The organism is Rhizobium sp. NPDC092011, assembly GCF_044756305.1.
In the GTDB taxonomy this organism is placed as follows: Bacteria; Pseudomonadota; Alphaproteobacteria; order Rhizobiales; family Rhizobiaceae; genus Rhizobium.
In genome coordinates this window covers 1,126,415-1,152,256 of record NZ_JBIVSO010000002.1, presented here as the reverse complement: position 1 = coordinate 1,152,256, position 25,842 = coordinate 1,126,415, and the positions used below count along the sequence as shown (strand labels likewise).

Annotated in this window: 27 protein-coding genes; 8 read left to right on the top strand and 19 right to left on the bottom strand. The window is 58.6% G+C overall.

Annotated features, from left to right (window positions below; translation table 11 throughout):
- Positions 1 to 5: 5 nt before the first annotated feature.
- A complete protein-coding gene (locus ACIQJ2_RS13970) occupies positions 6 to 161 on the bottom strand; it encodes a hypothetical protein (RefSeq protein ID WP_199147850.1) in 156 nt (51 codons plus the stop codon).
- Positions 162 to 191: 30 nt separating this feature from the next.
- Between ACIQJ2_RS13970 and ACIQJ2_RS13965 the strand changes: the two genes are divergently transcribed.
- Both ACIQJ2_RS13965 and ACIQJ2_RS13960 read left to right on the top strand, forming a co-directional pair.
- The gene (locus tag ACIQJ2_RS13965; protein WP_400669551.1) at positions 192 to 617 is read left to right on the top strand and encodes a VOC family protein; all 426 of its coding nucleotides are present in this window, start codon (positions 192 to 194) and stop codon (positions 615 to 617) included.
- A 254-nt stretch (positions 618 to 871) separates the two neighbouring features.
- Positions 872 to 1,774, top strand: a complete 903-nt coding sequence (locus ACIQJ2_RS13960) for a cell wall hydrolase (protein WP_199147846.1) — start codon at positions 872 to 874, stop codon at positions 1,772 to 1,774.
- A 180-nt stretch (positions 1,775 to 1,954) separates the two neighbouring features.
- On the opposite strand, the gene ACIQJ2_RS13955 is transcribed toward ACIQJ2_RS13960, so the two are convergent.
- From ACIQJ2_RS13955 to ACIQJ2_RS13940, 4 genes are all read right to left on the bottom strand, one after another.
- Positions 1,955 to 2,374 carry a DUF4864 domain-containing protein gene (locus tag ACIQJ2_RS13955; protein WP_400669549.1) on the bottom strand — a complete coding sequence of 140 codons (420 nt, stop codon included), beginning with the start codon at positions 2,372 to 2,374 and terminating at the stop codon, positions 1,955 to 1,957.
- Between the two features lie 59 nt (positions 2,375 to 2,433).
- Positions 2,434 to 3,699: a beta-ketoacyl-ACP synthase II gene (gene fabF, locus ACIQJ2_RS13950; RefSeq protein WP_400669546.1), complete on the bottom strand. Its 1,266-nt coding sequence runs from the start codon at positions 3,697 to 3,699 to the stop codon at positions 2,434 to 2,436.
- 17 nt (positions 3,700 to 3,716) lie between these two features.
- Positions 3,717 to 4,223, bottom strand: coding sequence for a helix-turn-helix domain-containing protein (locus ACIQJ2_RS13945; protein ID WP_199147901.1), 507 nt, complete (start codon positions 4,221 to 4,223; stop codon positions 3,717 to 3,719).
- A 104-nt stretch (positions 4,224 to 4,327) separates the two neighbouring features.
- A complete protein-coding gene (locus ACIQJ2_RS13940) occupies positions 4,328 to 4,918 on the bottom strand; it encodes an NADPH-dependent FMN reductase (protein WP_400669543.1) in 591 nt (196 codons plus the stop codon).
- A 212-nt stretch (positions 4,919 to 5,130) separates the two neighbouring features.
- Here ACIQJ2_RS13940 and ACIQJ2_RS13935 point away from each other — a divergent pair, with 212 nt between their 5' ends.
- On the top strand, positions 5,131 to 5,511 hold the full coding sequence (locus ACIQJ2_RS13935) for a nuclear transport factor 2 family protein (protein ID WP_400669540.1): 381 nt from the start codon (positions 5,131 to 5,133) through the stop codon (positions 5,509 to 5,511).
- A 23-nt stretch (positions 5,512 to 5,534) separates the two neighbouring features.
- Here ACIQJ2_RS13935 and ACIQJ2_RS13930 read toward each other — a convergent pair whose 3' ends face one another.
- The 3 genes from ACIQJ2_RS13930 to ACIQJ2_RS13920 form a co-directional block, all read right to left on the bottom strand.
- Complete coding sequence (locus ACIQJ2_RS13930) at positions 5,535 to 7,436, bottom strand: ABC transporter ATP-binding protein (protein WP_400669538.1); 1,902 nt, start codon at positions 7,434 to 7,436, stop codon at positions 5,535 to 5,537.
- A 2-nt stretch (positions 7,437 to 7,438) separates the two neighbouring features.
- Positions 7,439 to 9,328, bottom strand: a complete 1,890-nt coding sequence (locus tag ACIQJ2_RS13925; protein WP_400669535.1) for an ABC transporter ATP-binding protein — start codon at positions 9,326 to 9,328, stop codon at positions 7,439 to 7,441.
- A gap of 308 nt (positions 9,329 to 9,636) precedes the next feature.
- Positions 9,637 to 10,530: a LysR family transcriptional regulator gene (locus ACIQJ2_RS13920; protein ID WP_400669533.1), complete on the bottom strand. Its 894-nt coding sequence runs from the start codon at positions 10,528 to 10,530 to the stop codon at positions 9,637 to 9,639.
- Positions 10,531 to 10,635: 105 nt separating this feature from the next.
- Here ACIQJ2_RS13920 and ACIQJ2_RS13915 point away from each other — a divergent pair, with 105 nt between their 5' ends.
- From ACIQJ2_RS13915 to ACIQJ2_RS13905, 3 genes are all read left to right on the top strand, one after another.
- The gene (locus ACIQJ2_RS13915) at positions 10,636 to 10,860 is read left to right on the top strand and encodes a DUF1127 domain-containing protein (RefSeq protein WP_400669530.1); all 225 of its coding nucleotides are present in this window, start codon (positions 10,636 to 10,638) and stop codon (positions 10,858 to 10,860) included.
- 251 nt (positions 10,861 to 11,111) lie between these two features.
- Complete coding sequence (locus ACIQJ2_RS13910; RefSeq protein WP_400669528.1) at positions 11,112 to 11,966, top strand: D-alanyl-D-alanine carboxypeptidase family protein; 855 nt, start codon at positions 11,112 to 11,114, stop codon at positions 11,964 to 11,966.
- A gap of 177 nt (positions 11,967 to 12,143) precedes the next feature.
- On the top strand, positions 12,144 to 13,247 hold the full coding sequence (locus ACIQJ2_RS13905) for an agmatine/peptidylarginine deiminase (protein ID WP_400669525.1): 1,104 nt from the start codon (positions 12,144 to 12,146) through the stop codon (positions 13,245 to 13,247).
- A gap of 331 nt (positions 13,248 to 13,578) precedes the next feature.
- Here the strand turns inward: ACIQJ2_RS13905 and ACIQJ2_RS13900 are convergent, their stop codons facing one another.
- Genes ACIQJ2_RS13900 through metG form a run of 4 tightly spaced genes read right to left on the bottom strand, consistent with a single transcriptional unit; the run spans position 13,579 to position 17,243 of the window.
- On the bottom strand, positions 13,579 to 14,070 hold the full coding sequence (locus ACIQJ2_RS13900; protein ID WP_199149036.1) for a YbaK/EbsC family protein: 492 nt from the start codon (positions 14,068 to 14,070) through the stop codon (positions 13,579 to 13,581).
- Entirely contained in the window at positions 14,067 to 14,894 is an 828-nt protein-coding gene (locus ACIQJ2_RS13895) for an MBL fold metallo-hydrolase (protein ID WP_400669522.1), read from the bottom strand. The genes ACIQJ2_RS13900 and ACIQJ2_RS13895 overlap by 4 nt, the downstream gene beginning before the upstream one ends.
- 4 nt (positions 14,895 to 14,898) lie before the next feature.
- Positions 14,899 to 15,681 (bottom strand): TatD family hydrolase, encoded by a 783-nt coding sequence (locus ACIQJ2_RS13890; RefSeq protein ID WP_400669519.1) that lies wholly within the window; start codon positions 15,679 to 15,681, stop codon positions 14,899 to 14,901.
- A gap of 8 nt (positions 15,682 to 15,689) precedes the next feature.
- On the bottom strand, positions 15,690 to 17,243 hold the full coding sequence (metG, locus tag ACIQJ2_RS13885) for a methionine--tRNA ligase (protein WP_400669516.1): 1,554 nt from the start codon (positions 17,241 to 17,243) through the stop codon (positions 15,690 to 15,692).
- Between the two features lie 305 nt (positions 17,244 to 17,548).
- Between metG and ACIQJ2_RS13880 the strand changes: the two genes are divergently transcribed.
- Together ACIQJ2_RS13880 and ACIQJ2_RS13875 are read left to right on the top strand one after the other, a co-directional pair.
- Positions 17,549 to 18,292 (top strand): sulfite exporter TauE/SafE family protein, encoded by a 744-nt coding sequence (locus tag ACIQJ2_RS13880; protein ID WP_400669620.1) that lies wholly within the window; start codon positions 17,549 to 17,551, stop codon positions 18,290 to 18,292.
- A 176-nt stretch (positions 18,293 to 18,468) separates the two neighbouring features.
- On the top strand, positions 18,469 to 18,807 hold the full coding sequence (locus ACIQJ2_RS13875; RefSeq protein WP_400669514.1) for a hypothetical protein: 339 nt from the start codon (positions 18,469 to 18,471) through the stop codon (positions 18,805 to 18,807).
- Positions 18,808 to 18,921: 114 nt separating this feature from the next.
- Here ACIQJ2_RS13875 and ACIQJ2_RS13870 read toward each other — a convergent pair whose 3' ends face one another.
- The 7 genes from ACIQJ2_RS13870 to ACIQJ2_RS13840 all read right to left on the bottom strand — a co-directional run bounded on the left by ACIQJ2_RS13870 (position 18,922) and on the right by ACIQJ2_RS13840 (position 25,748).
- Positions 18,922 to 19,953 carry a DNA polymerase III subunit delta' gene (locus tag ACIQJ2_RS13870; protein WP_400669511.1) on the bottom strand — a complete coding sequence of 344 codons (1,032 nt, stop codon included), beginning with the start codon at positions 19,951 to 19,953 and terminating at the stop codon, positions 18,922 to 18,924.
- A complete protein-coding gene (gene tmk / locus ACIQJ2_RS13865) occupies positions 19,950 to 20,633 on the bottom strand; it encodes a dTMP kinase (protein ID WP_400669508.1) in 684 nt (227 codons plus the stop codon). The genes ACIQJ2_RS13870 and tmk overlap by 4 nt, the downstream gene beginning before the upstream one ends.
- Positions 20,634 to 20,877: 244 nt before the next feature.
- Positions 20,878 to 22,089 carry a D-alanyl-D-alanine carboxypeptidase family protein gene (locus ACIQJ2_RS13860; protein ID WP_400669505.1) on the bottom strand — a complete coding sequence of 404 codons (1,212 nt, stop codon included), beginning with the start codon at positions 22,087 to 22,089 and terminating at the stop codon, positions 20,878 to 20,880.
- A 69-nt stretch (positions 22,090 to 22,158) separates the two neighbouring features.
- Entirely contained in the window at positions 22,159 to 23,337 is a 1,179-nt protein-coding gene (locus ACIQJ2_RS13855; RefSeq protein ID WP_199149045.1) for a septal ring lytic transglycosylase RlpA family protein, read from the bottom strand.
- 344 nt (positions 23,338 to 23,681) lie between these two features.
- Entirely contained in the window at positions 23,682 to 24,173 is a 492-nt protein-coding gene (locus ACIQJ2_RS13850) for a GNAT family N-acetyltransferase (RefSeq protein WP_400669502.1), read from the bottom strand.
- 79 nt (positions 24,174 to 24,252) lie between these two features.
- Positions 24,253 to 25,125 carry a sigma-70 family RNA polymerase sigma factor gene (locus ACIQJ2_RS13845; RefSeq protein ID WP_400669499.1) on the bottom strand — a complete coding sequence of 291 codons (873 nt, stop codon included), beginning with the start codon at positions 25,123 to 25,125 and terminating at the stop codon, positions 24,253 to 24,255.
- Positions 25,122 to 25,748 (bottom strand): flavodoxin family protein, encoded by a 627-nt coding sequence (locus ACIQJ2_RS13840; protein ID WP_400669496.1) that lies wholly within the window; start codon positions 25,746 to 25,748, stop codon positions 25,122 to 25,124. Before ACIQJ2_RS13840 ends, ACIQJ2_RS13845 begins: the two co-directional genes overlap by 4 nt.
- Between the last annotated feature and the right edge of the window lie 94 nt (positions 25,749 to 25,842).

The window sequence follows — 25,842 nt, the reverse complement described above, 5'->3', positions numbered from 1 at the left end:
GCTAATCAAAGCCTGTCGAAAAAGGCAGGGTCGGTCTCGGTAGGCCCGACCCCTTCCATCCGGAAGCTCTGCTCCTCGCCATTGGCGTGAGAGCCCGCGACGCGGAACTTGGCCATAGTGGTCGAGTGCTCTGCGTTGGCGTAGTCCGTTTCGACCGACATGCCTCCGCGGGGAAACCTCCTGGAGCTGTGATGCGATTGAATCATTTAGATCTTCACGTTCCCGACGTTGCTGCGACTCGGGATTTTTTTGTTTCGGTTTTCGGCCTCACCGAGGTCCAAACGCGCGGCGCAAATGGCCTTGCTATTCTGCGAGATGATGCTGGGCTTGAGCTGGTCATCAGTCGAGCGGTGGCGAAATTCGGTGGCGCCGACAGCGTGTCGGTTGGCCGCAACACCTATCATATCGGCTTCATGCAGCCCTCTCGTGAGGCGGTCGATATTTTGTTCGAACGGGCGAGATCGGCAGGCTGCGAAATCTGGAAGCCGCCCGCTGAGATACGCGGCAGTTGGTCGTTTTATTGCTTCGCGCCTGGGCGAATCCTCGTCGAGGTGGGTTGGCGCATGGAGCTTGCATATGTGGTAAATCTTTTATTATCGATTGATTGCTATTCCTAAAGAACATCATTCGGGCTGCTTGGGACAGGCTTGTTCCCCAGGTTTTATTTGTCTCCAGGCATGCCCCGAAATGAACTTTGCAACAATAAAGCATTGGGAAAAATAGCGAATCGGAATAAACGGTCCATCCGCCTTTGAAAAATGTCATTGGCTGATTTGATTGCGTGACCGCTTGGAATTTTGAAAAAATCCGGCTAAAACGCATTCTCTTAATCGATAAGGGCTGTACTACCGAAAATAGGAGGCACTTGCCGTTGAGGGCGCAACGAAAATTCGGGGCATGTCTTTCGGGGCTATTGGTTGTCGGTTTAGCGGCTACAAGCTGCACGACGACCCAGAAGACGACACCCACCCCTCGCAATACGACGAAGGCTATCCCTGGCGCGAAGGTGACGTATAATTACACCGCCAAGGACAAGGACTGCCTTGAACGTGCGATGTATTTCGAGTCACTTCGCTCTGATCCGGGCGGCTACATGGCCGTCGGAACGGTTGTGATGAACCGGTTGACGTCCGGGGCTTATCCTCCGACGATCTGTGGTGTCGTCGGCCAGGAAAAGCAGTTCGCGCCGGGTGTGATGACCAGAGAGGTCAAGGATCAGGCAAAGCAGGATCTGGATGTTGCTGCTTCGAAGCTCCTGCGCGGTGAACGCCACCCGCAGGTGAAGGACGCAATGTTCTTCCACACCCAGGGTCTGCGCTTCCCCTACGACAACATGCATTATGTCGCGGTAGCCGGCGGAAACGCCTTCTATGAGAAGCGCGGTCGTGATGGCGAATTGCAGACGCCACCGCCGCTGCCCGCCTATGAAGTCGCGATGAATTACGTATCCAACCAAGGCGGATCGCAATCGCCGTTCGTCTTGCCGGAAACTCAACCGCAGCCGCAGGCTATGGCCGTTGCGGCGTTTACACCGGTTTCGAACCCGACGGTCAGCATATCGGCAGCACCTGCGGCGGTAGCAATTCCGGCAGCTGTTCCTGTTCCGATGCCGGCACCCACCTCGATGGCGATTTCCGGTCCGATTACGGACGCGAATGCTTTCGTGGCTCCGGCTCCAACGCCGATGCCGGCCTCGACGGTCGTCGTTCCGCAGCCGCGCCCGGAATTCCAGGACACCAATTTTTCAACAACGTCTCCTAGAATTCGCGGCTAGAAAAGTCGCATAAAACCTTTCGGCGGCGCGCTCGTTTATCATAACGAACGCGCCGCTTTTCGTATGTAACGGCAGCCTAAAGCGCGTCGCGATCTTTCAGGTTCGCTTCACGCGCTTTAGCTCTTTGATTTCACGCATGTCGTAGTCGCAAAACCGCTGCACACTTTTGCGCGACATGCTCTAGATACCTTCGCTCGTCGTGTTACGGAGGATCTGCACGCCGTTGATCTTGTAACCGCCATCGGGTTGACGGGTTATCTGGTAGATTGCCGTCCAATCTTTCCCGTCTGTGCCCGTAATCATCAGCTCCTGATAGACGACCGCGCCATTGTCGATCGCGCGGCTTTTGCCGAAAGCATAATTGCCGGGATGGTAGACTGGCTGATATGTCTTCTTCACCATCGCAAAGAAGCTGTCCTTGTCTGGAAAGAGCGCCTTGATGCCAGGCGCCGCGAAGGAATAGGCGGTCGCGGCATCATTGTGCAAGAAAGCGCCAATCTGCGCCTGAATCAGGGCTTGAGCCGCCTGCACTGGGTCTTCGGCTTGCGCTGTCGAGGCGAAGACAAAGCAAAGCATGGCGGCGACGGGAAATGCACGCATCGACGATCTCCAGCTGTTTGGAGATCAGAGTAGCGTGCTTCCCGTCCCTAAGAAAGTGATTACTGCCAGCGGCGGAAGAGGGCGCTGGCATTGACGCCACCGAAACCGAAGCCATTGGATATCGCATACTCCATAGCCATGGGCCGGGCCGTCGCGCCGACGATATCGATACCCTCGGCCGCCGCATCCGGAGCCTGCAGGTTGCGCGTCGGAGGGGCAATCTGGTCGCGCAGCGCCATGATGGTGAAGATTGCCTCCATGCCGCCGGCTGCGCCGAGGAGGTGGCCGGTTGCGGCCTTCGTGCCGCTGACGGCGATCGCGCCCTCGCGGCCGAAGACCGTCTTGATGGCTTCCATCTCTCCGTGATCGCCCACTGGCGTCGACGTGGCGTGTGCATTCAGATGCTTGACCTCGGACGGCGATATCCGTGCCTGAGACAGGGCCGCGAGCATTGCCCGACGAGCCCCGTCGCCATCTTCCGGGCCAGCGGTCATATGGTAGGCATCAGCCGCCGTTCCATAGCCCACAAGTTCGGCAAGCGGCGTGGCGCCACGTGCGAGTGCATGTTCCAGCGTCTCGATGACGAGCATGCCGGCGCCTTCTCCCATAACGAAGCCGTCGCGCGCATTATCAAAGGGACGGGAGGCTTCCTCCGGCCGATTGCTGAAACCGGTCGAAAGCGCGCGCGCTGCGGCAAAGCCGCCGAGGCTCACCTTGTCGATGCAGGCTTCCGCACCGCCGCAAATGGCGATATCGGCTTCGCCGGCGCGGATAAGCCGCGCGGCATCGCCGATTGCCTGTACACTTGCAGCACAGGCCGTCACCGGCGCACCGAGCGGGCCCTTGAAACCATAACGGATGCTCACCTGACCGGCCGCGAGATTGACGAGGAAGGAGGGGATCGTGAAGGGCGACAAACGTTTTACGCCGCGCGTTTCAGCCGTGCGCACTGCATCGGCGATAGCGGGAAAACCGCCGACGCCCGATGCGATGATTGTGGCTGTGCGCTCCAGATCGGTGGTCTCCGTCGGCTGCCAGCCGGCCTGAAGGATCGCTTCCTGTGCGGCTGCCATGGTGAAGAGGATAAAACGATCCATCTTCTTCTGATCTTTGACCGGGACGTAGCGATCGACGTCGAAGCCAGCCTCCGCATCCTCGGAGATGTCGGGGACAACGCCGCCCACCTTGGCCGCGAGGTCGCCGACCGTTTCCTCGGGCAGGAGCCTGAGGCCGGAGCGTCCTTCGATGAGCCGTTTCCAGCTTGCATCGACCCCCACGCCCAAGGGCGAAACCAGTCCCATGCCGGTAACGACGATACGATCCATGTCTTTCTCCTGTGAGGTCAGGCGTCGAAGCCTAGAAACCATGCTTTCATCTGCTCGATGCGCTCGTGAACCGCGTCGTCCGCTGCCGGGCCTGGCAAAAGGATCGTCTCTTCCGGCTGAAAGGCTCGGCCGGTGACGCGGTCGATGAGTAGCGGTTGGCGGTCTTGGCCGGTATTGGCGTCGGCAAGCCGCATGGCGACCTCTTCGGGGGGCAGATGGCTGTTGCCCCAGGTGAAAAGTGCCATCAGCACGGGGAAGAAATCGCGTCCCTTTTCAGTCAGCACATATTCGTAACGTGGCGGCCGCTCGTTATAGAGCCGTCGTTCAAACAAGCCTTCGTCCGTCAAGTGCTTGAGACGGCGGGTCAATATGTTCGGCGCGACGCCGAGATTTTTCTGGAATTCATCGAACCGGCTCAATCCCTGAAGGGCATCGCGTAATATCAGAATGCTCCACCAATCGCCGACGCTTTCGAGCGCGCGAGCGGCGGGGCATTTGAACGTGCTGAAGCTGGTTCTTTGCATGGCAAGGCGGATAGCATGAGTAACTATCATTATGCAAGTCACTAAAGTCTGCGCCGTCGCGTAAACTCGCGACAGACCATTTGTAACAAAGCGATCCTGGATGCTCAGTAAGGGGGCGCCTTGCGGGCACGCTGCCGTTTTGCGGCTTCGGTCCACCAGGCGAGGTCGTCGGCAAAACGGGGAAAAGCCCTTGCCAGCGCATCGCCTCCATTTCCGAGAGGCTTATTGTCCGCATCCAATGCCGCCGAAATATTGGCGACGGCGAGGGTGCTCGAGATGACGATCATTCCCATCTCGGAAAAAGTGCCATGCCAGGCGGGTGCCGCGTGTGCCCCGGAAAGACGGCCACCGGAGTAACTGGCGATGGCGGCCGGTCGCCAAAACCACTCCTCAAGATAGTGATCGGTCAGGTTTTTGAGACCGGGCTGCATGCCCCAATTATATTCGCCCGTGACGAAGACAAAGGCATCCGCTTCCCGGATTTTGGCGGCGAGCCTCTCCATTTCCGGGGGAGCCGAGCCTTTGGGGTATTCCTTATACATTCGATCGAGCATCGGCAGGCCGACTTCTTTGGCATCGATCAGTTCCACATCGTTTCCGCGCTCGCGGAGCCCGGCTACGATATAATTGGCGAGGCGGATGCCATGGCGATCCGAGCGGTACGAGCCGTAGAGAACGAGAATATTGTCGGTCATTGTTGATTATGTCCTCCATAGCCAACTCTGAAACGAGGCAGCCCAGGCGCGATGACATTCAAGCCGTCAAAGGCACACGCAGCGTCGCACGAAAAGTGATATAGGTCCAACTCCGGAGCTTTCACAGGCGCTCAAGACGATTGCCGGCTCTCACAGGCAGTCGTGGTGTGGTGCTCTTTCGGCTTCAAGGGCCGCATTATGGGATGGCAGACATGGATGACGATGAGATTCGAAAAGCGCTAGATCGGCATTGGGCTGCCTCCGACGCAAATGATTTTGATGTTGAGCACGATATATACGAAGAGGATGCGCTGCTCGAATATCCGCAGTCGAGCGAACGCATCAGCGGGCGCAAAAACATTCAAGCCTCCCGTATAGCGCAGCCCAATTCCAAACGCTTCAAAGTGCGGCGGATCGTTGGCACTGGGAACCTCTGGGTTACGGAATTCACCCTTTCCTATGACAACAACCCAACCTACTCGGTGAGCATAATGGAATTTCGGGACGGTAGGGTGGTACAAGAAACCCAATATTTCGCAGACCCGTTCGCACCCGGACCGTCGCGAGCGCAATGGGTCGAACAAACGAGATGAAACCGTCGCCGTAAAATGACGATCTAGGTTCGTGACTCCACTGGCACAGAAGCGGACACCTCTTCCTCCGGAATGTCGTCAAAAGATGCGTAGTTGAGGTTGTAGAGCTTCGAATAGAGCTTGCCGTTCGCCATCAGCTGATGATGGTTGCCGCTTTCAAGCAGCTGGCCGTTTTGCAGTACGATGATGCGGTCCGCTTCGCGAATGGTAGCCAGACGGTGAGCGATGACGAGGCCCGTGCGGCCCTCCAGCAGCTTCACAAGCGCCTTCTGGATCAACATCTCGGTATAGCTGTCAATGTTCGCTGTGGCTTCGTCGAGCACGAGGATCTTGGCATCGGCGACGAGCGCGCGGGCAAAGCTCACGAGTTGGCGCTGGCCAAGCGAAAGCCCGCCGCCTCGCTCGCCGAGAATAGTGTCGTAGCCGTCAGGCAGCTTCATGATGAACTCATGCGCCCCGACCGCCTTTGCCGCCTCGATGATTTCTTCGCGGGTCGCCTCGTCCTTGTTGTAACGAATGTTGTCCAGCACCGAACCGGTGAACAGGAAGGGCTCCTGCAGCACCATGGCGATTTGCCTGCCGAGCGAATCCTGAGTGAGGGACCGCACGTCGTGACCGCCCACCAGCACCTGGCCCTGCTGGACATCGTAGAAACGATGGATGAGCGCCATGGAACTGGATTTGCCCGAACCGGTTGGGCCGATCAACGCAACCGTTTCGCCAGGATTGACCTTGAAGTTGACATTCTTCAGCACCGGATGCTCCGGATTGTAGCCGAAGACGACATCGCGGAACTCGACCGATCCGTCCATGTCGCGCGAAAGCTCCTTGGCATCAGGCGCATCCTTGATGTCGATCGGAACGTCCAGCACCTCCGTCAACCTCTGGCCCGAAGCCATAGCGCGCTGCATGACGGAGTACTGCATGGTCAACGACCGGATCGGGTCGAAGAAGCGCTGGATGTAAAACAGGAAGGCGACCATGATGCCGACATCCAGCTTGTGGTTCAGAACCATCGAACCGCCGACGATGATGACGATCGCCATGGCCATGCCGGTCAGCGTGTCGACGATCGGCACCATGATCTGCGCATAGCGCGCCGCGGTCAGATGCGCCCGGAGATTGTTATGTGCCTTGTCGTCGAAGAGCGAGAAGTTGACCCCTTGCCGATGCATACCCTGCACCGCGCGCACGCCATGGATCGCTTCGGCCAGAGCACCGTTGGTAATGGAATTCGTCTCGTGCGCATTCATGAAGGCGACGCGCGCCTTAGGCAGCCAGAAGAGCCGGACGATAAAGAGGATCGGCATGACGGACAGCGTCAGCAGTCCTAGCCGGAAATCGAGCGACAGCATGACGATGACGATGCCGAAAAGTAGCGCGATGTCGCCGACAGAAAGTACAGAAGTTTCAAGGAATTCCTGCATGGAGTTAACGTCGCCTTGTAGGCGCGACATCAATCGCCCGACTTCGGTTTTGTCCATGAAAGAGAGCGACACCCGCTGCAGATGAGCGAACATCGCACGGCGTATGTCGAACAAAACCTCTTCGGCGACCTGGCCGACATAAGTCTCCTGCACGTAACTCGCGCCGTAATTGACCAGGATCGCGACTGCAAAGATCGCCAGCGAAAGCCACAATGCCGAGTAGTCGATAGCGCCAGGCGCCATGGCGTTGTCGATCGCATGGCGAATGACCAGCGGTATGACGATCTGTGACGCGGTGAAGAGCAGCACGGCGACCACAGAAATATAGATCTGGCGGCGATAGGGGCTGACGAAGGCCCAGATGCGGCGGATGATCTTGCTGTCGAAGACCTTGCCGAAGATTTCTTCTTCGACGCGATGCGAGCCGACCACGGCGCGGGGAGGGCGACGCCCATCTTCGCGTACGTCATTGCGCTCGGTTTCCGTAATTTCCGACATCGTCAGACCTCCCTTTTCGCTCTTTCGAGCGTCTCGCCCGATGTCTTGACGACATCGTCCTCCGGGCGAACCTGCAGATCGTAGAGCGCCTTGTACCGCCCTCCCGCGGCCAGAAGCTGCTCGTGGGTTCCGCGCTCGACGATTTCGCCATCCTCGATGAACAGGATCTGGTCGGCATGCATCAGTGAGCTCAGCCGGTGCGCGACGATGAGCGTTACGCGGTCGCGGGCGAAGCGTTTCATGGCGCTGCGGATGCGTTGCTCCGTTGCCGCATCGATGGCAGCGGTGGAATCATCGAACACCATGACAGCCGGCTTCAGCATCAGCGTCCGCGCAATGGTCAGGCGCTGGCGTTGGCCGCCGGAGAGCGACACGCCGCGCTCGCCGACAACGGTGGTGTAGCCGGCCGGCAGGCCAAGAATGTAATTGTGAAGCTGCGCCGACTCTGCCGCCCGCTCGATGCGGGTTTCCTTCGCCCAGGGGTCGCCATAGGCAATGTTGTTTTCAATGCTCGTCGTGAACAGGAAGGAATCCTGCTGCACGACCGCAACGTTCTGCCGCAGCGATTGCAACGTCGCTTTGCGGATATCCTGGCCATCGATCGTGACACGGCCGCCGGTGACGTCATAGAAGCGCGGGATCAGGTGTGCGATCGTGGACTTGCCGCTGCCGGGCGGTCCGACGATGCCGATCGTCTCGCCACGCTTTGCCTCGAAACAGATGTTGGTCAGAACCTGTCGTTTTTCCGGTCCTGGATAGCTGAAGCTGACATTCTCGAAACGCAATGTGCCCTCGGTCACGACAAGCGGCTTGGCGTCCGGAGCGTCCTTGATCGGAATATCGAGATCCAGGAGAGCGAACAAACGCGAGCCGCAGGTCGAGGCGCGCGCGAATGCATTGACCATCAGCCCGAGCTGACGAACCGGCATCTGCAGGATGGTCATGAAAGTCAGGAACGAGGCGAGGGTGCCGACGCTGATCTCACCGGCGATCACTTTCAGGCCGCCCATCCAGAGCACGAGGCCCATGGAGATGAAGAAGGAAAGATTCATCGCACTGGTATTGATGACGCGGATACCGACGCGCCGATGAGCGAGATGCAAGGCATTCTGCGACGCCCTGTCGAACTTCATGATTTCATGCAACTGCGCGGCGAAGGCCCGGACGACACGAATGCCGCCGAGATTTTCCTCCATGACGCGCGTCAGCACCGAAAGGCGTTCCTGCAGGTCGAGCCAGGTTGCCCGGAGACGCAATTGCGTCACCGAAGAGCGCCATGCCACGAAAGGCACGAAGCTTAGAGCGAGCAGGCCGAGCACGACATCCGTCGACAGCAGCATATAGGCGCCGACGCCGATCAGCATGCCAAGCAGCAACATGCGCACGAGCGCAGTGGAGAAATACATGCGCACGCCTTCAAGATCGAGCAGGCCCACGGTGATGAGATCGCCGGAATGCACCTTGTCGTGGAAGCTGAAGGAGAGCTGCTGGATCTTTTCGTAGCAGGCGAGCCGGAGCTCGTAGCCCATATGGTGGCCGACGGACTCGCTATAGTAGTTCTGCACCATCGTGAACAGGCCGCGCAGGATACTGATGACAAGCAGCAGAAGCGCCGTGCTCATCAACGCGCCCTCCGCGATCTGGCCGGCCGCACCGCCGGCAACCGCCGTCTGCGTCTGGTCGACCGCGCGGCCGAGCATGCGGGGTATCATCAACTGCAACGTTGCAGCCACAAAAGTTGCCCCAATGGCGAAGCTTGTCTGCCAGGGATGGCGCAGCGTCATATGGGTGATCCGCACGATCGTCGAGAGACCTTGCCCCCAACCGGCCGCATTGACATGCGCGCGCGAAGCCAAGGACTTCGCCGCGCTTCTTGATGAATCGCTGCTCACGCTTTTATCCAGGTAATTTCTAAAGAGGCGGGCCCGGAGTCGGGTTCGTATCTCAGGGGAAACATTGATACGATGAATTTTGCCGATTCCGTGGCGACGTTCAAGAGTCAATCGGTCACAAGTCCCGCGTCAACGTTAGATTGCGTGTTCGAAATGTTACCGATGACATGTCGGTATCGAAATCGCTTGACGCGCTCCGAGCGGCCTTTTTGCAAACGTGAGCGGCATCGGCGAGATCGCGGCCGCTGCATGCATCGGCCTCGACAATGCCGCGCGGGGGCGCAGGGCGGCTGTCAGGCAGGCTCGAATTAGAGGCTGGTCGGGCGATGGCCGCGGAATTCGCGAAGGTATTTCATGATCTCGCGAATCCCCTTTGTCAGATGCTTGTCACGGCGGATCGCCATGCCGAGCTGACGCACCAGCCGTGGCCTGACAGGCGATGTCGTCAGTTCATCCAGGTTTCCGCTCTTCAAGGCCATGCCTGGTAGCAGCGACCACCCGAGACCTGCCGCAACAAGCTCCTTGATGGCTTCCACGCTGCCAAATTCCATCGATGGATCGGGCCTGATTCCTGCGGCGGCGAACCATTCATTGGTCATGCGCCGCGTATTGCCGCCGTCGTAGAGCATTAGCGTCTTATCCCTCATGAACTCTGCATCCGGACCGGCAGTCGGCATCGAGCTGCCCTTGGGCGCGACCGCGAGGATCTCGTCGTCGTAGAACGGTTCGATTTCCAGCGAGCGGCCGGAGGCGGGCAGGGTGATCACGGCCAGATCCAACCTGTTTGCTTCGATATCGCGCAGGATGTCGTCGGTATTTCCGACGCGTACGATGATCTCCAGCTCCGGCATGCGCTTCTTTGCAGCGGCGATCGCTCGAGGCAGCAGGTGGATGGATGCGGTGCCGCCTGTACCGATCCTTACCCGTCCAGCCGATCCCTCGCGATAGGGTGTCATCGCTTCTTCCGCCATTGCGCAATCGTCGAGTATCCGGCGAGCATGCGGGAGCAGTTCGATCCCCGCCGGCGATGGCTGCGCCCGCCGCCCCACTCGCTCGATCAGTCGAACGCCGAGGCGTCTTTCCAGAAGTTTCACTTGCAAGCTTATGGCTGGTTGGGTGAGCCCAATCCTGTCTGCCGCTGCGGTAAAACTGCCGAGATCGACGACGCTAACGAAGGCGGCAAGTTGATCCAGACTAAACATCAGAAGAATTCCTTATGAATTGCATCAGGATAATAAGCTTCATTCGAGGTAATCTCCAGTGCATCCTGAGGCCATGTCCGATGTGACGAGCTTGGGAGCATGCAGATGGCGATCGATGTGGAAAGATTGACGGTAGGAATGTCAGGCACGCGCGCGAGCAAGCGCGAGCCGAGGCTCCTGCCGCGCACATTTTGGGCTGTTTGGTCTTATTTCGAAAAGCGGCACAGCCGTCGCGATCTGCGCGATCTTACCGACGATCAGCTTCAAGATATTGGCATCACGAGAAGCGAAGCTCGCAAGGAAATCGGCAAGTCATGGTTCTGGACCTGATGGTCAAATACCTCGCATGGTTGCTGGCACGGAACAACAATGCCGCCACAGTTCGAGCGAGTGGCCGGATCGAGACGAGACGATACTGAAAAGAGCAGGGGGTTATTTGCGCCCGCCCCGTTTTTTATGGCGCCGTTCTTCTTTCCGCCATAGATTTGACTAATCCATCTCGCTCGAAAGTGTGTCGCTGCGTCGCTCAGTTCGGCGACGGCAGCTGTCCGGAACCTCAATCAAAGAGACCATAAAGTTTCATGCTCAAGACAACTTCCTTGCTTCTTGCCACCGCCATTTCGGCCGTATCGTTTCTCGGGATCGTTTCGGCGGCAGCAGCAGGGCAGGCAAGCTACGTGGTCGACGTCCACAGCGGCCAGGTGCTTGAGGCAACGAACCAGGACGAGCTGAATTTTCCCGCGTCGCTGACCAAGATGATGACGCTCTATCTCGCCTTCGAGGCCCTGCACCAGGGACGGCTGAAGTGGGATCAGAAATTGACCATGTCGGAGAATGCCGAGAGCAAGGAGCCCTTCAAGTTCGCGGTCGGCGCCGGCCGCAAAGTGACGGTGCGCGAGGCCGTCGAAGGTATCATCGTTCTATCGGCCAATGATGCGGCGGTTGCCATCGGCGAGCAGCTCAGCGGCTCCGAGGACAGCTTCGGCAAGATGATGACCGAAAAGGCCCGTCGTCTCGGGATGAGCAAGACTGTCTTCAAAAACCCATCGGGCCTGCCGGATCCGGAACAGGTCACGACCGCCCACGATATGGCGACGCTCGGCGTTGCGCTGATGCGAGACTTTCCGGAGGAGTTCAAGCTCTTCTCTATGCGCGGCATGAAGTTCCGCGGCATGAAACTGCGCGGTCACAACAATCTGATGTATCGCTATGCCGGCGCCAACGGCATCAAGACCGGCTATACCGATGCTTCCGGCTACAACCTCGTGACATCGGTAACGAAGAACGGTCGCAGCCTCGTTGGCGTGGTCATGGGCGAAAAGACTGCCGAAATTCGCGACGACAAGATGGCCGACCTCCTGGACAGCTATCTCAATCCGGCAGCAACGACGGCAACGGTGACCAAAGGCGCGCCCAAGCAAACCTCGGCCAACTGAGCTTTACACCCGCAGCAACATCATTGGGCTCGTTTCCAGCATTCGACCTCGGTAATTTGAGATCGCCGACCAATGCTGAGGCGAGGGCGGTGTCATATCGGTGCCGCAAACTCGCCCATGTTGCCTAAGTTCCCGTGAAGTCGCATAGTCTAATTCAACCTTGCAGAGAAGGGTGCCATGATGATGCCTCGCCGCACACTGCTAAGAGCTGCCGCCTTGGCTGGTGGCCTCTCCATGTTTTCCCGTATTGCCGAGGCCAAGATGACGAGCGATAGCGCCGGTTTCTGGTATCCGGAAGAAACCGATCCGCATGAGCGCACCTTCATGCAATGGCCGAACAATCGGAAAGTCTATGATGACGCCGATTTCCTCTACGATCTCCAGGGCACGATCGCCAAGATCGCCAACGCGATCGTCGATTTCGAACCGGTCGTCATGATGGCCGCCGCCGAGCACCACGCGGCCATTCGAAAACGCATCTCCGCTAAGGTGGAGCTTTGGGATATTCCGACCGACGACCTATGGTGCCGGGATTCCGGACCTTCCTTTGTCGTCGACGGTAAGGGCAGCATTGCGCTCACCCAGTTTAATTTCAACGGCTGGGGCAACAAGCAGGTCCATGACAATGACGGTCAGATCGCCGCTCGAGTTGCCGAGCGCCTCGGTATCCGGGTTTTTGATTCAGGGTTGGTGGGCGAAGCCGGCGGCGTGGAAACTGACGGGCACGGCACGCTGATCGCGCATGAAAGCACTTTCATCAATCCGAACCGAAATCATGGATCCAAGGCCGAGATTGAGGCGATGCTGCTGGAAACCATGGGCGCGAAGAAGATTGTCTGGGCACCCGGCATCAAGGGCGCCGACATCACGGATTACCATATCGATGCCTTGGCGCGATTTGTGAAACCGGGCGTCGTCTTGATCCAGATGGGCGACAAGGTGGATAAGGAAGACCCATGGTCGGTCTCGGCCTTCGAGACGCATGATATTCTGGCCCAAGCGACTGATGCGGAAGGCCGCAAGCTGAGCCTCGTCGTCTTGCCGGAACCTTCCGACATTCGCGTCGATGCAGATGACTTCGTCTCTTCCTATGTCAATTACTACGTTTGCAACGGCGCGGTGATCGCCGCCCAATTCGGCGACAAGGAAGCCGATGAAAAGGCCAAAGCGACGTTGGCCGATCTTTATCCGGGCCGTAAGATTGTCATGCTCAACATCGATAATGTCGGCCAGGTCGGCGGCGGCATTCATTGCGCAACGCATGAGCAGCCGAAGGTCTGACATCGGCTCATCTCTGGTCTGTCAGCGCGGACAAAACGCTGGCGGCGTCTCCAGCGATATCAGCAGCAGGGTGTACTTGGAAATAGAATATACCCAGCCGCATAACTATATCAGATAAGATAGATTATGGAACTAAAATGTGCATTGTTGCTGGATGGTCCTGGTGAGTTTATGCTTATAGTTCAAATAGTTAGAAAGAATCTCCAGAGACGACGCCAGTCCCTCGTCATGGATTTTTCCAGCTAAGACTGCTGAGTATGCTCTCCCAAGCTACCGTGACGGTGGTGCCTCTTACAGCGCTTCAAACCAAGGACCATGTGCGGCGGCGTGGTCAGCCAGCCTTGATGCGGATGACTTTTGCCGCGATCTTTTCCGCCAGCAGCGTCGGATTGCAGGCAAAGATGCTGTCCGGTCGTCCGGCTGCGCACCAGACCTGATCGTAAGCAAGAAGGCTTTCATCTATGAAAACGGGCAGATCGACCAGATGGCCGATTGGCCCGACGCCGCCGATGGCAAAGCCTGTCTCATCGCGAACGCGGTCGATATCGGCACGCTTCAGGCGAATCCCGTAAGTCGCTGCAATATAGGCTGTATCGGCATTGTGCGCACCGGAGACGAGAAGCAGCGTCAGTCCATGCGTATCCGCATTGACGAAAACCAGCGATTTGACGATCTGGCCCACGGCACAGCCGGCTGCCTTGGCTGCTTCCTCGGCCGTTCGGGTCGATTGCTCCATGCGCTTGATCGAGATTTCGAGACCCAGGTTTCGTGCCGCAAGCTCGACCCGTTCCAGGCTTGAAAGCTTCTTGCTGTCCTCGCTCATAGATCGTCATCCTCCACGTCGAGCTCGATCTGCATTTGATCGTAGGCTGGCTCGACATGGTCGGGCGTCTCCGCCAGCACGGTTTCATAATCGAGCGGCGTATGCATGTGGGTCAAGATGGCATGTTTCGGCTTTAGTCTTTCGATCCAGCCGAGGGATTGTTCCAGTGACAGGTGGCTTGGATGCGGCCGATACTGCAAAGCATCGATGATGAGGACGTCGAGATTTTCGATTTTTGCTATCGATTCCGGCGGGAAGTCGCTGATATCGCTGCAATAAGCGAGTTTGCCGATGCGAAAGCCGAGCGAGTGAATATCGCCGTGCAGTTGCTTGTGCGGCCAGAAGCGGATCGGCCCGCCTGCCCCGTCGATGGTGAAACTTTTCTCGAGATTTTCTAGCAGAACCGGCCTGACGATCGGCGGATAGCTGCTGCCGGGTGGCGTTTCCAGGCAGTAACGAAAGCCTTCGCGGATGCGATCCATCGTCTGCGGGTCGGCATAGATCGGGATGCGCTCATTCGAGATATGGAAATAACCGCGCAGATCGTCGATGCCGTGAATATGGTCTGCATGTGCGTGAGTATAGAGTACCGCGTCGATGAAGCTGACGCCGGCGTGAATCATTTGTTCGCGAAAATCCGGACCGGTATCGATGACGACGGTGGTGATGCCGCCATCCGGTGCGATCTGCTCGACGAGAAAAGCCGCGCGCGTGCGGCGGTTTTTCGCGTTCCTTGGGTCGCAGGCGCCCCAATCGCCGGTAATGCGCGGCACGCCCGGCGACGAGGAACAGCCCAAAATGGTGAAGCGTCGCCGATAGGTCACGCCGTCAGACCCTTGTCATCTTGGAGAAGCAGCGGAAAGCGTTCGCCGTGGTGATTTCAGCAATCTGCTCCATGCTGACACCGATCGTATCCGCCAGCACCTCTGCTGTGTTGACGACATAGGACGGTTCGTTGCGCTTGCCACGCCAACGCTTCGGCGCCAGATACGGCGCGTCGGTCTCGACCAGAAGCCGCTCACGCGGGATCGTCTTGGCGATGTCGCGCAACTCTTCCGACTTCGGGAAGGTCAGAATGCCGGAAAAGGAGATATAGCCGCCAAGTTCCACGCCCGTGCGGGCAAGGGCAGGGCCGGCGGAGAAACAATGAAGGATGAAGGGGAAATCCCCCTTCCCTGTTTCCTCCGTCAGGATCGCCGCCATGTCTTCGTCGGCGCTGCGGCTATGGATGACGAGCGGCAGCTGCGTTTCGCGAGCGGCAGCGATATGGCGCAGGAAGCCCGTTTTCTGGTCTTCCGGCTTGACCGTATCGTAAAAATAGTCGAGCCCCGCCTCGCCGATCGCGACGATCTTTTCATGCTGGTTTGCCAGTCGCACGAGATCCTCGGTCTGGATATCCAGCTCCTGATCGGCGCTGTTCGGATGCGTGCCTACCGAGCAGAACACGGACGGATAACGCTCGGTGAGCTCGAGCAGACCGTCCAGTTTCCGCACTTTGGTCGAGATGGTGACCATCTGCTTGACGCCGATTTCGTGAGCGCGTGCGACAATCGCATCGCGCTCCTCCGCGAAATCAGCAAAATCCAGATGGCAATGCGTATCGATCAGCATGGAACACCTTATTCGGCAGTCGGTGCGATGTAGCGCGGGAAGATCGGCTTTGGTGCTTCCAGCGGTGTCCCGGCAACAAGGCGACCAGCCTCCCCGAGCGCTGCGAAATCACGCTTGTCAGACGGAATAGCAATGAGATCCAGCAGCTTGGCAGCCGATTCCGGCATGAAGGGCTGCAGCAGGATGCCGATCTGGCGGACGACGTCGGCCGTGACATAAAGCACGGTCGCCATGCGGGCCGGGTCGGTCTTCTTCAGAGCCCAAGGCTCCTGGCTTGCAAAATAGCGGTCGGTCTCGGAAACGACGGCGATGATGGAAGCAAGAGCGCGATGAATGAGCTGCTTGCCCATGTCGTCGCGGGTCGAGGCCAGCAAGCCATCGGCCTGTGCTAGAAGCGCCTTGTCTTCGTCTGTCAGCGGCCCGCATTCGGGTATCTGGCCGTCGCAGTTCTTGACGATCATCGACAGCGAGCGGCTGGCGAGATTGCCGATGCCGTTGGCGAGATCGGAATTGATACGCGTGCCGATCGCTTCTTCGCTGTAGCTGCCGTCCTGGCCGAAGGAGACTTCGCGCAGGAAGAAATAGCGCACCTGATCAAGGCCGAAATGGTTCACCAGATTGACCGGGTCGACCACATTGCCGAGCGACTTCGACATCTTCTCGCCCTTGTTGAGCAGGAAGCCGTGGGCATAGACGCGCTTCGGCAGCGGCAGCTTTGCCGACATCAGGAACGCTGGCCAATAGACGGCGTGGAACCGGATGATATCCTTGCCGATGATGTGCAGATCTGCCGGCCAGTATTTCGCCCGCGGATTGCTCCGATCTTCGAGATAGCCGGTCGCCGTCAGATAATTCGTCAGCGCATCGACCCAGACATACATGACGTGCGCCGGATCGTTCGGCACCTTGATGCCCCAGTCGAACGTCGTGCGGGAGATCGACAGATCCTTCAGGCCGGATTTGACGAAAGAGATCACTTCATTGCGCCGCTCAGCCGGTCCGATGAAGTCCGGGTTTTCCTCATAATGCTTCAGCAGCTTGTCCTGGTATTCGGAGAGCTTGAAGAAGTAGCTTTCCTCCTGCACCCATTCGACCGGCGTGCCCTGAGGCCCGTAGCGCACGCCATCGGCGCGCAGCTCGGTTTCGTTTTCCTGATAGTAGGCTTCGTCGCGCACCGAGTACCAGCCGGCATAGGAATCCTTATAGATGTCGCCGGCATCGGCCATCAGGTTCCATATGTTCTGCGAGGTTTCGTGGTGACGCGGCTGTGTCGTGCGGATGAAATCGTCGTTGGACGAATTCAAGAGCTTGCCCATCGCCTGGAATTCGTCCGAATTACGATTTGCCAGATCCTGAGGCTCTATGCCCTCGGCTCGCGCGGTCTGCTGCATCTTCTGGCCGTGTTCGTCCGTGCCCGTCAGGAAAAAGACGTCGAGCCCATCCAGACGCTGGAAACGCGCCATGGCATCGGTAGCAATCAGCTCGTAGGCATGGCCGATATGCGGCTTGCCGTTGGGATAGGCGATTGCGGTGGTGATGTAGAATGGGGTCTTTTCGGTCATATCGGGCAAGGGTCCGTTTTTACGGTTGCGTCTTCATTATGCGTGCTCCGCTCGCTTTAGCGCATGTTGGCCGGGAGCGAAACACCAAGTTTCGCGGGTGCAGCAATAGCATGTCGACAAGCGGGCCTTGCTTGACTCGCTCCCGCCTCGCCTTTACCCCTTCGAAGACCGGAATGCAGGACAGAGATGGCCGTGAATTTCAAAGAATTTTTAGTAGGCCTGTCTGAGGGCTTCAAGGGGCCGCTGCCTTGAGTTTATTCGGTTCCTTTCAGCCGCTATATTCCTTTTCCGGCTTCTTCGTCGGCATGCTGGTCGGGATCACCGGCGTTGGCGGCGGGTCGTTGATGACACCGTTGCTGGTTCTGCTGTTCGGCGTGCATCCGGCGACCGCAGTGGGCACGGACCTGCTTTATGCCGCGATCACCAAAACGGCGGGTACTGCCGTCCACGGCATGCATGGGCGCGTCAATTGGAAAGTTGTGGGCTTGCTGGCATCAGGCAGTGTCCCGGCAGCATTGGCCATGCTGTGGATCATGGCCGGCGTCAATCGCGAAAGCCCATCGGTCGCACATGCCATCACCCTCTCGCTGGGCTGTCTGCTGCTACTGACGGCGTTGATGCTGATTTTTCGCGGCCAGATCCTCGATGCTATAAGGAAATGGCGCGGTGAACGCGGAAAGATGACACCGCGGACCATCGCATTGCTGACGATCATTCTGGGCCTCACTCTCGGCGTTCTCGTCACCATGACATCGGTCGGGGCCGGCGCGCTGGGCGTCACCGTGCTGCTGGTTCTCTATCCACATCTCGATGTTCGCGAGATCGTCGGCTCGGACATCGTGCATGCCGTGCCGCTGACGCTGATTGGCGGCATGGGGTACTGGTTCATCGGTGAGATCAACTGGACGATGCTGTTCGCCCTGCTGGTGGGCTCCATCCCCGGCATCGTGGCAGGCAGTCTGCTTGCGCCGCGCCTGCATGAGCGCTCCGTGCGCATCATCCTGGCGGTAACGCTGGCCGTCGTTGCCTGGAAGCTCATCTTCCCCTGAAACAGCGCCATGCGTAGCGCGACGTTACGCAGGAGGCGCTGCCAGCTAGGTCGATTGCCGGATCGGCTGTGTTGCACCATAAGGTGCCTTTCCATGTCCACGCTGTTTGTCGGAGTGTGATTTCCGAGGTGAGGCGTGTAAGTTGGCAGCCTTCAAGACACATGGAGGATCTGCCGATGCCCCGCTTTCTTGCTGTTTACACCATGAATCCCGAGGATCTAGCGTCGTTTCGAACCCGGCCTAAAGCCGAGCAGGACGCGGTGGACGCCGCCGGTGTCAAAGAGTGGGCAGCATGGGAGGAAAAGAATGCTTCATCCATCCTTGATCGTGGCGGAATGGTGGGCAAGACGACACGCATGACCAAGGACGGGGTCGTAAATGCCACGAATTCATTCTGCGGCTATCTGGTGGTCGAAGCGGAGAGCGCTGATGCCGCTGCCCGCCTGTTCGAGGATCACCCGCACATCACCATTTTTCCCGGTGACGGGGTGGATGTAATGCCTTTTGTGACGTGACTGCTTTCGCGCAAGCATCACCACAGGCGCTGTTTCAGCTCAGCAGCGCTTGCAACTCCGCAATGGGCCTGAAGCGCCTGTTGGCGGCTTTCCAGCTTGCGCTGCACAATCGATCTATGCCGAAAGCTGTTGCTTGAGTTCGCCCAGAATGGTGATGAGCGTCTGTTTTCGATCGAGATTATAGGCTTGCGATATATTGAGCCGCTCGGTTGTCTCCGAATGGAGACGCGCCAGCCTCTCGGCAGTAGCGAGAGATCCATCAAGCGCGGCAGCCCTTGCCCGTTCGACGATATCGTCACCGATATGAGACAGGAAGAAGCCGAAGATCGTATCGCTGTCCTTGCCGGAAAGCGCATCGGCGAGGCGGTGCATGGCCTTGCGCGCTGCAGGTCCCTCCGCCGAAAGCACCTGCCGATAAGCATCGATGATTTCTCCGCCACCATAGTTCAGCAGCTTGAGCGCCTCGCTGACACTTCCCTTGGCTGCCGGAAGCAGTTCGTTCCCCTGCCCCGGCGGTACGCCGAGATTTTCGAGCGCCCAGCGCAAGGGTTCGTTCTCGAGCGGCGCTAGCTTCAAGGGCAGGCAGCGCGAACGGATCGTCGGCAACAGCCGGCCCGGCGCATGCGACAATACGAGGAACAGCGCGCGTTTCGGCGGCTCCTCAAGGATTTTCAAAATTGCGTTGGCTGCATTCCGATTGAGATCGTCCGCCGGGTCGATGATGACGATACGCCAGTTGCCCGTCCCCGAGGTCTGCGAGAAGAATTTTCCGGCACGGCGTACCTCGTCCACCGTGATCGCAGACTTCACCTTGCCTGTCTTGTCGTCGACCGGCCGGCTCAAATGCAGAAGATTGTGGGATGCGCCGCTCGAAATCTGCCGACTGATGGCGGATGCGGAGTCCGGATCCGGCATGATCTCGGGTGCAGACAATGGATCGGGGTGCGATAGAACATAGTTGGCGAAGCGAAAGGCAAGTGTCGCTTTGCCGATCCCCTCCGGACCTTCGATCAGGATGGCATGATGGCCCTTGCCGGAGCGGTAGGACTGCGTGAGAAAGGCTTCCGCATCCTCATGGCCGAAGAGCCTGGGGTTGTCCTGCGGCGCGATTGCGCCGTCCAGAACACCGGGTCGTTCCTCGCTCATTGTGCCGCTTCCGATCTTTCGGCAGCAACCTCTGCAGCAGGTCCAAGCCGCCGGTCGACGATTCCAGCGATTTCACCGGCAATCTCATCCTCCGAACGCTGCGCATCAATGACGTGGCAGCGCTCCGGTTCGCGTGCGGCAATGTCGAGAAAAGCCTCCCGGCGCTTCTCGTGGGTCTGCATCTCTTCCTTTTCGAAACGATCGGGCGTGGCGAGCGTGGAGGCGCGCTTGCGCGCCCGCTCAAGCCCGACTTCCGCAGGGATGTCGAGGATAAGCGTGCAATCGGGAATGACGCCATTGACGGCAACCCTTTGCAGCGCCTCGATATAGTCGGGTTCGAGATTGCCGGTCACGCCCTGGTAGACACGCGACGAGTCCATGAAGCGATCGCAAAGGACGATAGTGCCACGCGACAGTGCCGGGCGAATGACTTCCTCGACATGGTCATTGCGTGCTGCGGCGAAAAGAATGGCCTCCATCCGGGTGCCGAAAACCTCGGCAGCCCCCGAAAGCAGAACATGGCGTACGGCTTCGGCCCCGCGCGATCCACCGGGTTCGCGCGTCACGAGTACATCATGGCCGCGCTCACGCAAGCGCTCGGCCAACCGGCGGATCTGGGTGGATTTCCCCGCCCCTTCCCCGCCTTCGAAGCTTACGAATAGTCCGTTTGCATCAGCCAATGATCGTGTCCTGCACTTTTCGCCTGCCTACTGCATAATTCCTGAAATCGAAATCGATTTCAGGAATTATGCAGCAGACCTGAAACTCTACGACGACCTTTGCACGTCACATATGACGCACGGCGCTGTAGCCTGCGATACCTATCCTGTTTAACCCAAGACGTGCCGGGGTGGAACCGTGCATCTATCGGCGCATAGCACTCTATATGGGGTGTAAACAGGGATTTCGCGAGCGGCACAGCCATCAGCTTGGCAAGGGCTTATCCCACAGCCAGGAGAACAGCAGAGATTCGGCCAGTTCCATGAAGGCGTCGAAAGCCCGGCGGCTGAGCGTGCCCTGAGCAACTGATTCCTTTGTGTAAAGTGGCAGTTCGCGAACCAGTCGCGCGCCCAGGAACACACGCAATGTTCCGGCTTCGTAGCCGGTTGCGATAGGCGCGCTCAGCGGCCAGCGATAGACGATTCGCGCCGAGAGGCGATCCGGCGTATCGACCGGCACATAGACATCGACAGGAACTTTCGCTTCAAGGCTGACGGTGGATTGGGCGCCGCCATAGACACTGGCATCGCCGATCGCCTCTCCTTGAGCGAAGATACGCTGGCTCTTGAAATTGCTGAGACCCCATTCGAGCACGCGGCGGGTTTCTTCCGTACGTTCCTTGTCGCTCTTCAGACCGCCGAGCGCCAGAAAAAGCCGGCGCCCATCGCGCTCCACCGAGGCGACGATGGAAAATCCCTCGCCGTCTGCGAAACCAAGTCCGAGGCCATCAACGCCGATATTCAGCAGCAGCAAAGGGTTCTTATTGCGCTGGTAGATCTTGTTCCAGGTGAAATCCGCCTGGCCGAAATACTTGTAGAGGTCCGCATGCTTCTGCTGCAGGTCCTGCGCCAGTGTCACCAGTTCGCGCATCGAGACTTTGCCGCCGCTGTTCGGATCGTTTGCGTCGGGCAGGCCGGTGGAATTCGTGAATGTCGCCCGCGACATGCCGATCTCACGCGCGCGCGCCGTCATGCGTCGGGCAAATTCACGCTCGCTCACTGAAATACCTTCGGCCAGCACGATGCAGGCGTCATTTGCCTGCTGAACCGCAACACCCTGAATGAGATCGCCGACGCGGATACGAGATTTCAGCGCCGCAAACATCGTCGATGCGCGCGAGGGCGCACCACCTGTTCTCCAAGCGTTTTCCGAGACAGGATACTCCGTATCGAGTGAAATCTCCCCTCGCCCGACGGCATCGTAGATGACATCCAGCGTCATCAGCTTCGCAAGCGAGGCGGGAGAGATCGGCTGATCTTCGTTTTTGGCGAGGAGGATCGTACCGGTCGAGCCCTCTATCATGAAAGCCTGCGCGGCCTTCGTATCGAAAGCGCCGGGAACAGCGGGCTGCGCCTCAGCAACTGCAGGGCCGATGCCAAGGACAAAAAGGAACAAAAGAATCAAGCGCTTTGGCATACCGTCCCCGCAATCCGATCACCGCACCATTATTTTAGTGATAGGTGAAGATTCAGGCAATGACGCCGATCAATCGGTCTGCGTCGTGCCTTGATGCTGGCGGCGATAAGCCGAGAGGATCGATTCCTGAGTCAGCCCGTCGTTGCGGACCATGACGGCATCGAAAGCCAGGTCGACATAGACCGTCTTGACCGGGGTATTCTGATAGGCAGCAACCGTAGAACCAAGCGATTGATCACCAAGGCTTGCCATGCGATGCGAGGAACCCGGCCGCTCATAAGGGATCGGTCCGATCTGCGGCAGAACAACCATGACCGGCTCTGCGGATTCGGCTGTCGGCATCGGGCCACCGTTCCAGGTCATCGGGGGCAGATTGTTGCGCTTGTCGCCATTGGAGGCCGCTTTCGGAGCATCGGCGAAAGCCGTTGCCGAATAAGGCGATTGGCGCGGAATAGGAGCAATCGCCGGCGTCGACTCGAAACTACGCTGCCCACGCGTGGCGCGTGTCGGGGTTGGTGTATACGAATCCGAATCCGGCAGCTGATCGGCCGTCATCCGGCCAGCAGACGCGACCATCACGCCGCTCGCAATCTGGCCGCCGGGATTGATGCTCGGCAGGCGTGAACCCTTCGGGATGTAAGACGCCATCAGATAGGGATCGTCATGGCCGTCCATGCGGGCGCGGCCGACATACTGCACGCGCACGTCACCCGTGCCGCTGTGCTGCAGGTCGAGCATCTGCGCCGTCTTGTTGGAAAGGTCGATGATGCGGCCGGGATGGTAAGGGCCGCGATCGTTGACGCGAACGATAATGGAAGAGCCGGTCTCGACGTTGGTGACGCGCGCATAGCTGGGCAGCGGGAAAGTCGGATGCGCAGCAGTCAGCGACTGCTGATCGTAGACTTCGCCATTTGCTGTCAAGCGGCCGTGGAAGGCCGAGCCGTACCAGGATGCGATGCCGACCTTGTTATAGCCGAAATCTTCCTTGGGATAATACCACTTGCCCTTCACCTGGTAGGGATTGCCGACCATGAAGCGACCGCCGCCCTTCGGCACCGGACCGTTGTTGACGACGCGAGGGCTGGCTTTGACGCCATATTCCTTCTCGGAGAAATATTCCTTGCCGTGCTGGCGCTTGGTCGCGACCTTCTGAGTCGTTCCGCAGGCCGTGATGGTTGCGCACATCAGTGAGAGAGCAAACCAACGCATACCCGTTGCGTATGTCATCGCACGATTTTCGAATTTCATCTGTCCCACGCCGCTACTCATTACTTTGACGGAGGTCTGCTGACCGGTACTTCCCTCGTTCCGGTATTCTGCTACGCCTCAATCACCTAACGGTACTTTAATCATGATTGGAGTTTGGCGATTTTGCGATGCAAATTGAGCGCACTGGGAAAATTCTGAAGATCGTGGTTAATGCAAAGTAAAATTCCACAGATCCGGCGAACCGCCTAGAATAGCGCGGTTCCGCTGCCTCCCGATCGTTGACGCGGTCCGAACATGGGACAGTTGAAGCCGAATTCTTGCTGTTGCCCCAATGCTGCAAGCAAGAAATGGGACAGTCCTTCAGTTGCCCGTATCGAGGCGCATCAGTATTTCGTCAGTATTTCGTCGTGATAGACATCGCCGACTCTGAGCGCCTCGGTATCCGTAGCCCACGCCTTGAAGCCGAAGGATTCGTAAAGGCGGATAGCTGCCCCGTTGGATGAAACGACGCTGAGACGTATCGAACGACACGTGGTTTTCGCCTCATCGACGGCCGCGCTCATCAGGAGGCGCGAAAGACCGGTCTCTCGTGCTTTCGGCCGGACATACATCCCCCAGATCGAAGCGATATGCCGCATCTTCGCGCCGTGGGATTTGTTGACGGCAATGACACCCGCAAGCGCTCTGTCCTCACAGACGCCTCCGAAGATGAAATTGTTGGCAATACGGTCACCGATCTGCATTTCGCTATATTGCAGCTCGTCCTCATAGGAGGCGCCGAAGGCCTCGGGATGGCGAGACAGTCCCTCGAGACGGATATCGCGGAATGCGGATGCATCGCCACGCTCCAGGCGGTGTATGCTGAAGCGCTGCATGGCTGTTCCTTTCAGGCGAATGCGCTCATAACGACTGTGGAGACGCGATCTCGCACCTCGCCCCTCGCCAGGTCAACAATCAATGTGTCGTGGCGCCTGCTATATGTTGCAGCTTGTCGGGGTTGCGCGTGCAGTAGATGGCAATCACCTTATCCTGCTCGACATGCAGCGCCGTCGTCTGCACGACATTGCCGCCCTCCATCGTTACGAAGCCCGGCAAGCCGTCGATGAGAGCATAGCGAATGAGTTGCGATGGCTGCACTCGGAAGCCACGCGCCATCTGTTCATGACGCCGCATGACAGCGTCGAGCCCGATGAGCGGCTGCCGTGACGCCGGCACTTTGCCGCCTCCATCCGCATAGGCGATGACTTCCTCCGAAAGCATGGTGCGAAGCGCGGCCATGTCGCCGGTGCGTGATGCGGTGAAGAAGGCGGCGGCGAATTTGAGCCCCTGCTCCCGTCCGATCGCAAAACGAGGGCGGGCATCGACGATATGTGCCCTCGCCCGGCTCGCCAGCTTGCGGCAGGCAGCTGCCTCGCGATCGATCGTCAGAGCTACCTCTTCGAAATCCATGCCGAAGACATCGTGCAGCAGGAACGCGGCGCGCTCCAGCGGCGACAGGCGCTCAAGCGCAAGCATCAGCGGCAATGTCACGTCATCTGCGGCATCATCGTCCTGCGGATCGAAGATCGGCTCGGGAAGCCAAGGTCCTACATAGGTCTCACGCCGGCGTCGAGCCGATTTCAGTTCGTTCAAGCAAAGTCTGGTGACGATGGTGCGCAGGAATGCGGCTGGCTCGCGAACCGACGCATGGTCGGTCGCAAGCCAGCGCAGCCAAGCTTCCTGCACAATGTCTTCTGCATCCGCCACCGATCCGAGCATCCGATAGGCAAGCCGGACAAGGCGCGGTCGCAGCTCTGAGAGGGTCGGATCGGCGTTTGTTTCGGTCATTGGGTCGCGAGAGCGTATTGAGAAGAGGCGGCAACGGCTTGGCGGCCGCGAACGAATTGTAGCGTCGTCAACGCGACGCGTCTTCCCAGATAACGCGCCGTGGCAAGATCGGACTCGGGTGGTGCCGTCTCCGGACCTTCATCGACATTTGCCTGGGCACCCGCGCCGAGCCAGAAACCAAGCCGGTTCATATCCGCTTCCGAGCCCGTTGACGAGCAGTTTGCCGGCGGCAGATCCAGGCCGACCCAGTGCATTCCATGCTGTGCGGCAAAAATCGCCAGCTGGATGAGGGTCGAAAGCTTGTCACCGGAGCGTGACCCGGAGGTGGTAAAGCCGGCGGCGATCTTGTCCTTCCAAAGAAAGCCTTTCGCGAGGACTGCGCTCGACGTCATTTCCTGAAACGCCTTAAACGACGCCGAGATGGTGCCCATATAGGTCGGCGAACCGAAAATTATGGCTTCGGCGGTATGAAGATCGTCCCAATGCCGCTCCACCTTGTCGACCGATAGCAGCATGGCTTCGACACCGGCGACCTGTTCGACCCCTGCCGCGACGGCCTCTGCCTGGCGGCCTGTATGTCCGTAACCCGTGTGATAGACGATTGCGATACGTTGACGGACCATTGTTGTCTCCTTCGAAAATGGTGTTGCGAAGGATAAGACAAGCCAGAAGATCCATCTGTGACATGCCCCGTCGTTTTTTTTCCACCAAGGTCGA

Bases quoted from the DNA above. Each gene is read 5' to 3' on its own strand.
- ACIQJ2_RS13910 (WP_400669528.1), top strand. From the start codon at position 11,112: ATGCTCAAGACAACTTCCTTGCTTCTTGCCACCGCCATTTCGGCCGTA.
- ACIQJ2_RS13900 (WP_199149036.1), bottom strand. From the start codon at position 14,070: ATGAGCGAGGACAGCAAGAAGCTTTCAAGCCTGGAACGGGTCGAGCTT.
- ACIQJ2_RS13955 (WP_400669549.1), bottom strand. From the start codon at position 2,374: ATGCGTGCATTTCCCGTCGCCGCCATGCTTTGCTTTGTCTTCGCCTCG.
- ACIQJ2_RS13860 (WP_400669505.1), bottom strand. From the start codon at position 22,089: ATGCCAAAGCGCTTGATTCTTTTGTTCCTTTTTGTCCTTGGCATCGGC.
- ACIQJ2_RS13855 (WP_199149045.1), bottom strand. From the start codon at position 23,337: ATGAAATTCGAAAATCGTGCGATGACATACGCAACGGGTATGCGTTGG.
- ACIQJ2_RS13930 (WP_400669538.1), bottom strand. From the start codon at position 7,436: ATGTCGGAAATTACGGAAACCGAGCGCAATGACGTACGCGAAGATGGG.
- ACIQJ2_RS13905 (WP_400669525.1), top strand. From the start codon at position 12,144: ATGATGATGCCTCGCCGCACACTGCTAAGAGCTGCCGCCTTGGCTGGT.
- ACIQJ2_RS13850 (WP_400669502.1), bottom strand. From the start codon at position 24,173: ATGCAGCGCTTCAGCATACACCGCCTGGAGCGTGGCGATGCATCCGCA.
- ACIQJ2_RS13945 (WP_199147901.1), bottom strand. From the start codon at position 4,223: ATGCAAAGAACCAGCTTCAGCACGTTCAAATGCCCCGCCGCTCGCGCG.
- ACIQJ2_RS13840 (WP_400669496.1), bottom strand. From the start codon at position 25,748: ATGGTCCGTCAACGTATCGCAATCGTCTATCACACGGGTTACGGACAT.
- ACIQJ2_RS13915 (WP_400669530.1), top strand. From the start codon at position 10,636: ATGGCGATCGATGTGGAAAGATTGACGGTAGGAATGTCAGGCACGCGC.
- ACIQJ2_RS13965 (WP_400669551.1), top strand. From the start codon at position 192: ATGCGATTGAATCATTTAGATCTTCACGTTCCCGACGTTGCTGCGACT.
- ACIQJ2_RS13870 (WP_400669511.1), bottom strand. From the start codon at position 19,953: ATGAGCGAGGAACGACCCGGTGTTCTGGACGGCGCAATCGCGCCGCAG.
- metG (WP_400669516.1), bottom strand. From the start codon at position 17,243: ATGACCGAAAAGACCCCATTCTACATCACCACCGCAATCGCCTATCCC.
- ACIQJ2_RS13875 (WP_400669514.1), top strand. From the start codon at position 18,469: ATGCCCCGCTTTCTTGCTGTTTACACCATGAATCCCGAGGATCTAGCG.
- ACIQJ2_RS13970 (WP_199147850.1), bottom strand. From the start codon at position 161: ATGTCGGTCGAAACGGACTACGCCAACGCAGAGCACTCGACCACTATG.
- ACIQJ2_RS13935 (WP_400669540.1), top strand. From the start codon at position 5,131: ATGGATGACGATGAGATTCGAAAAGCGCTAGATCGGCATTGGGCTGCC.
- fabF (WP_400669546.1), bottom strand. From the start codon at position 3,699: ATGGATCGTATCGTCGTTACCGGCATGGGACTGGTTTCGCCCTTGGGC.
- ACIQJ2_RS13920 (WP_400669533.1), bottom strand. From the start codon at position 10,530: ATGTTTAGTCTGGATCAACTTGCCGCCTTCGTTAGCGTCGTCGATCTC.
- ACIQJ2_RS13940 (WP_400669543.1), bottom strand. From the start codon at position 4,918: ATGACCGACAATATTCTCGTTCTCTACGGCTCGTACCGCTCGGATCGC.
- ACIQJ2_RS13880 (WP_400669620.1), top strand. From the start codon at position 17,549: ATGCTGGTCGGGATCACCGGCGTTGGCGGCGGGTCGTTGATGACACCG.
- ACIQJ2_RS13845 (WP_400669499.1), bottom strand. From the start codon at position 25,125: ATGACCGAAACAAACGCCGATCCGACCCTCTCAGAGCTGCGACCGCGC.
- ACIQJ2_RS13890 (WP_400669519.1), bottom strand. From the start codon at position 15,681: ATGCTGATCGATACGCATTGCCATCTGGATTTTGCTGATTTCGCGGAG.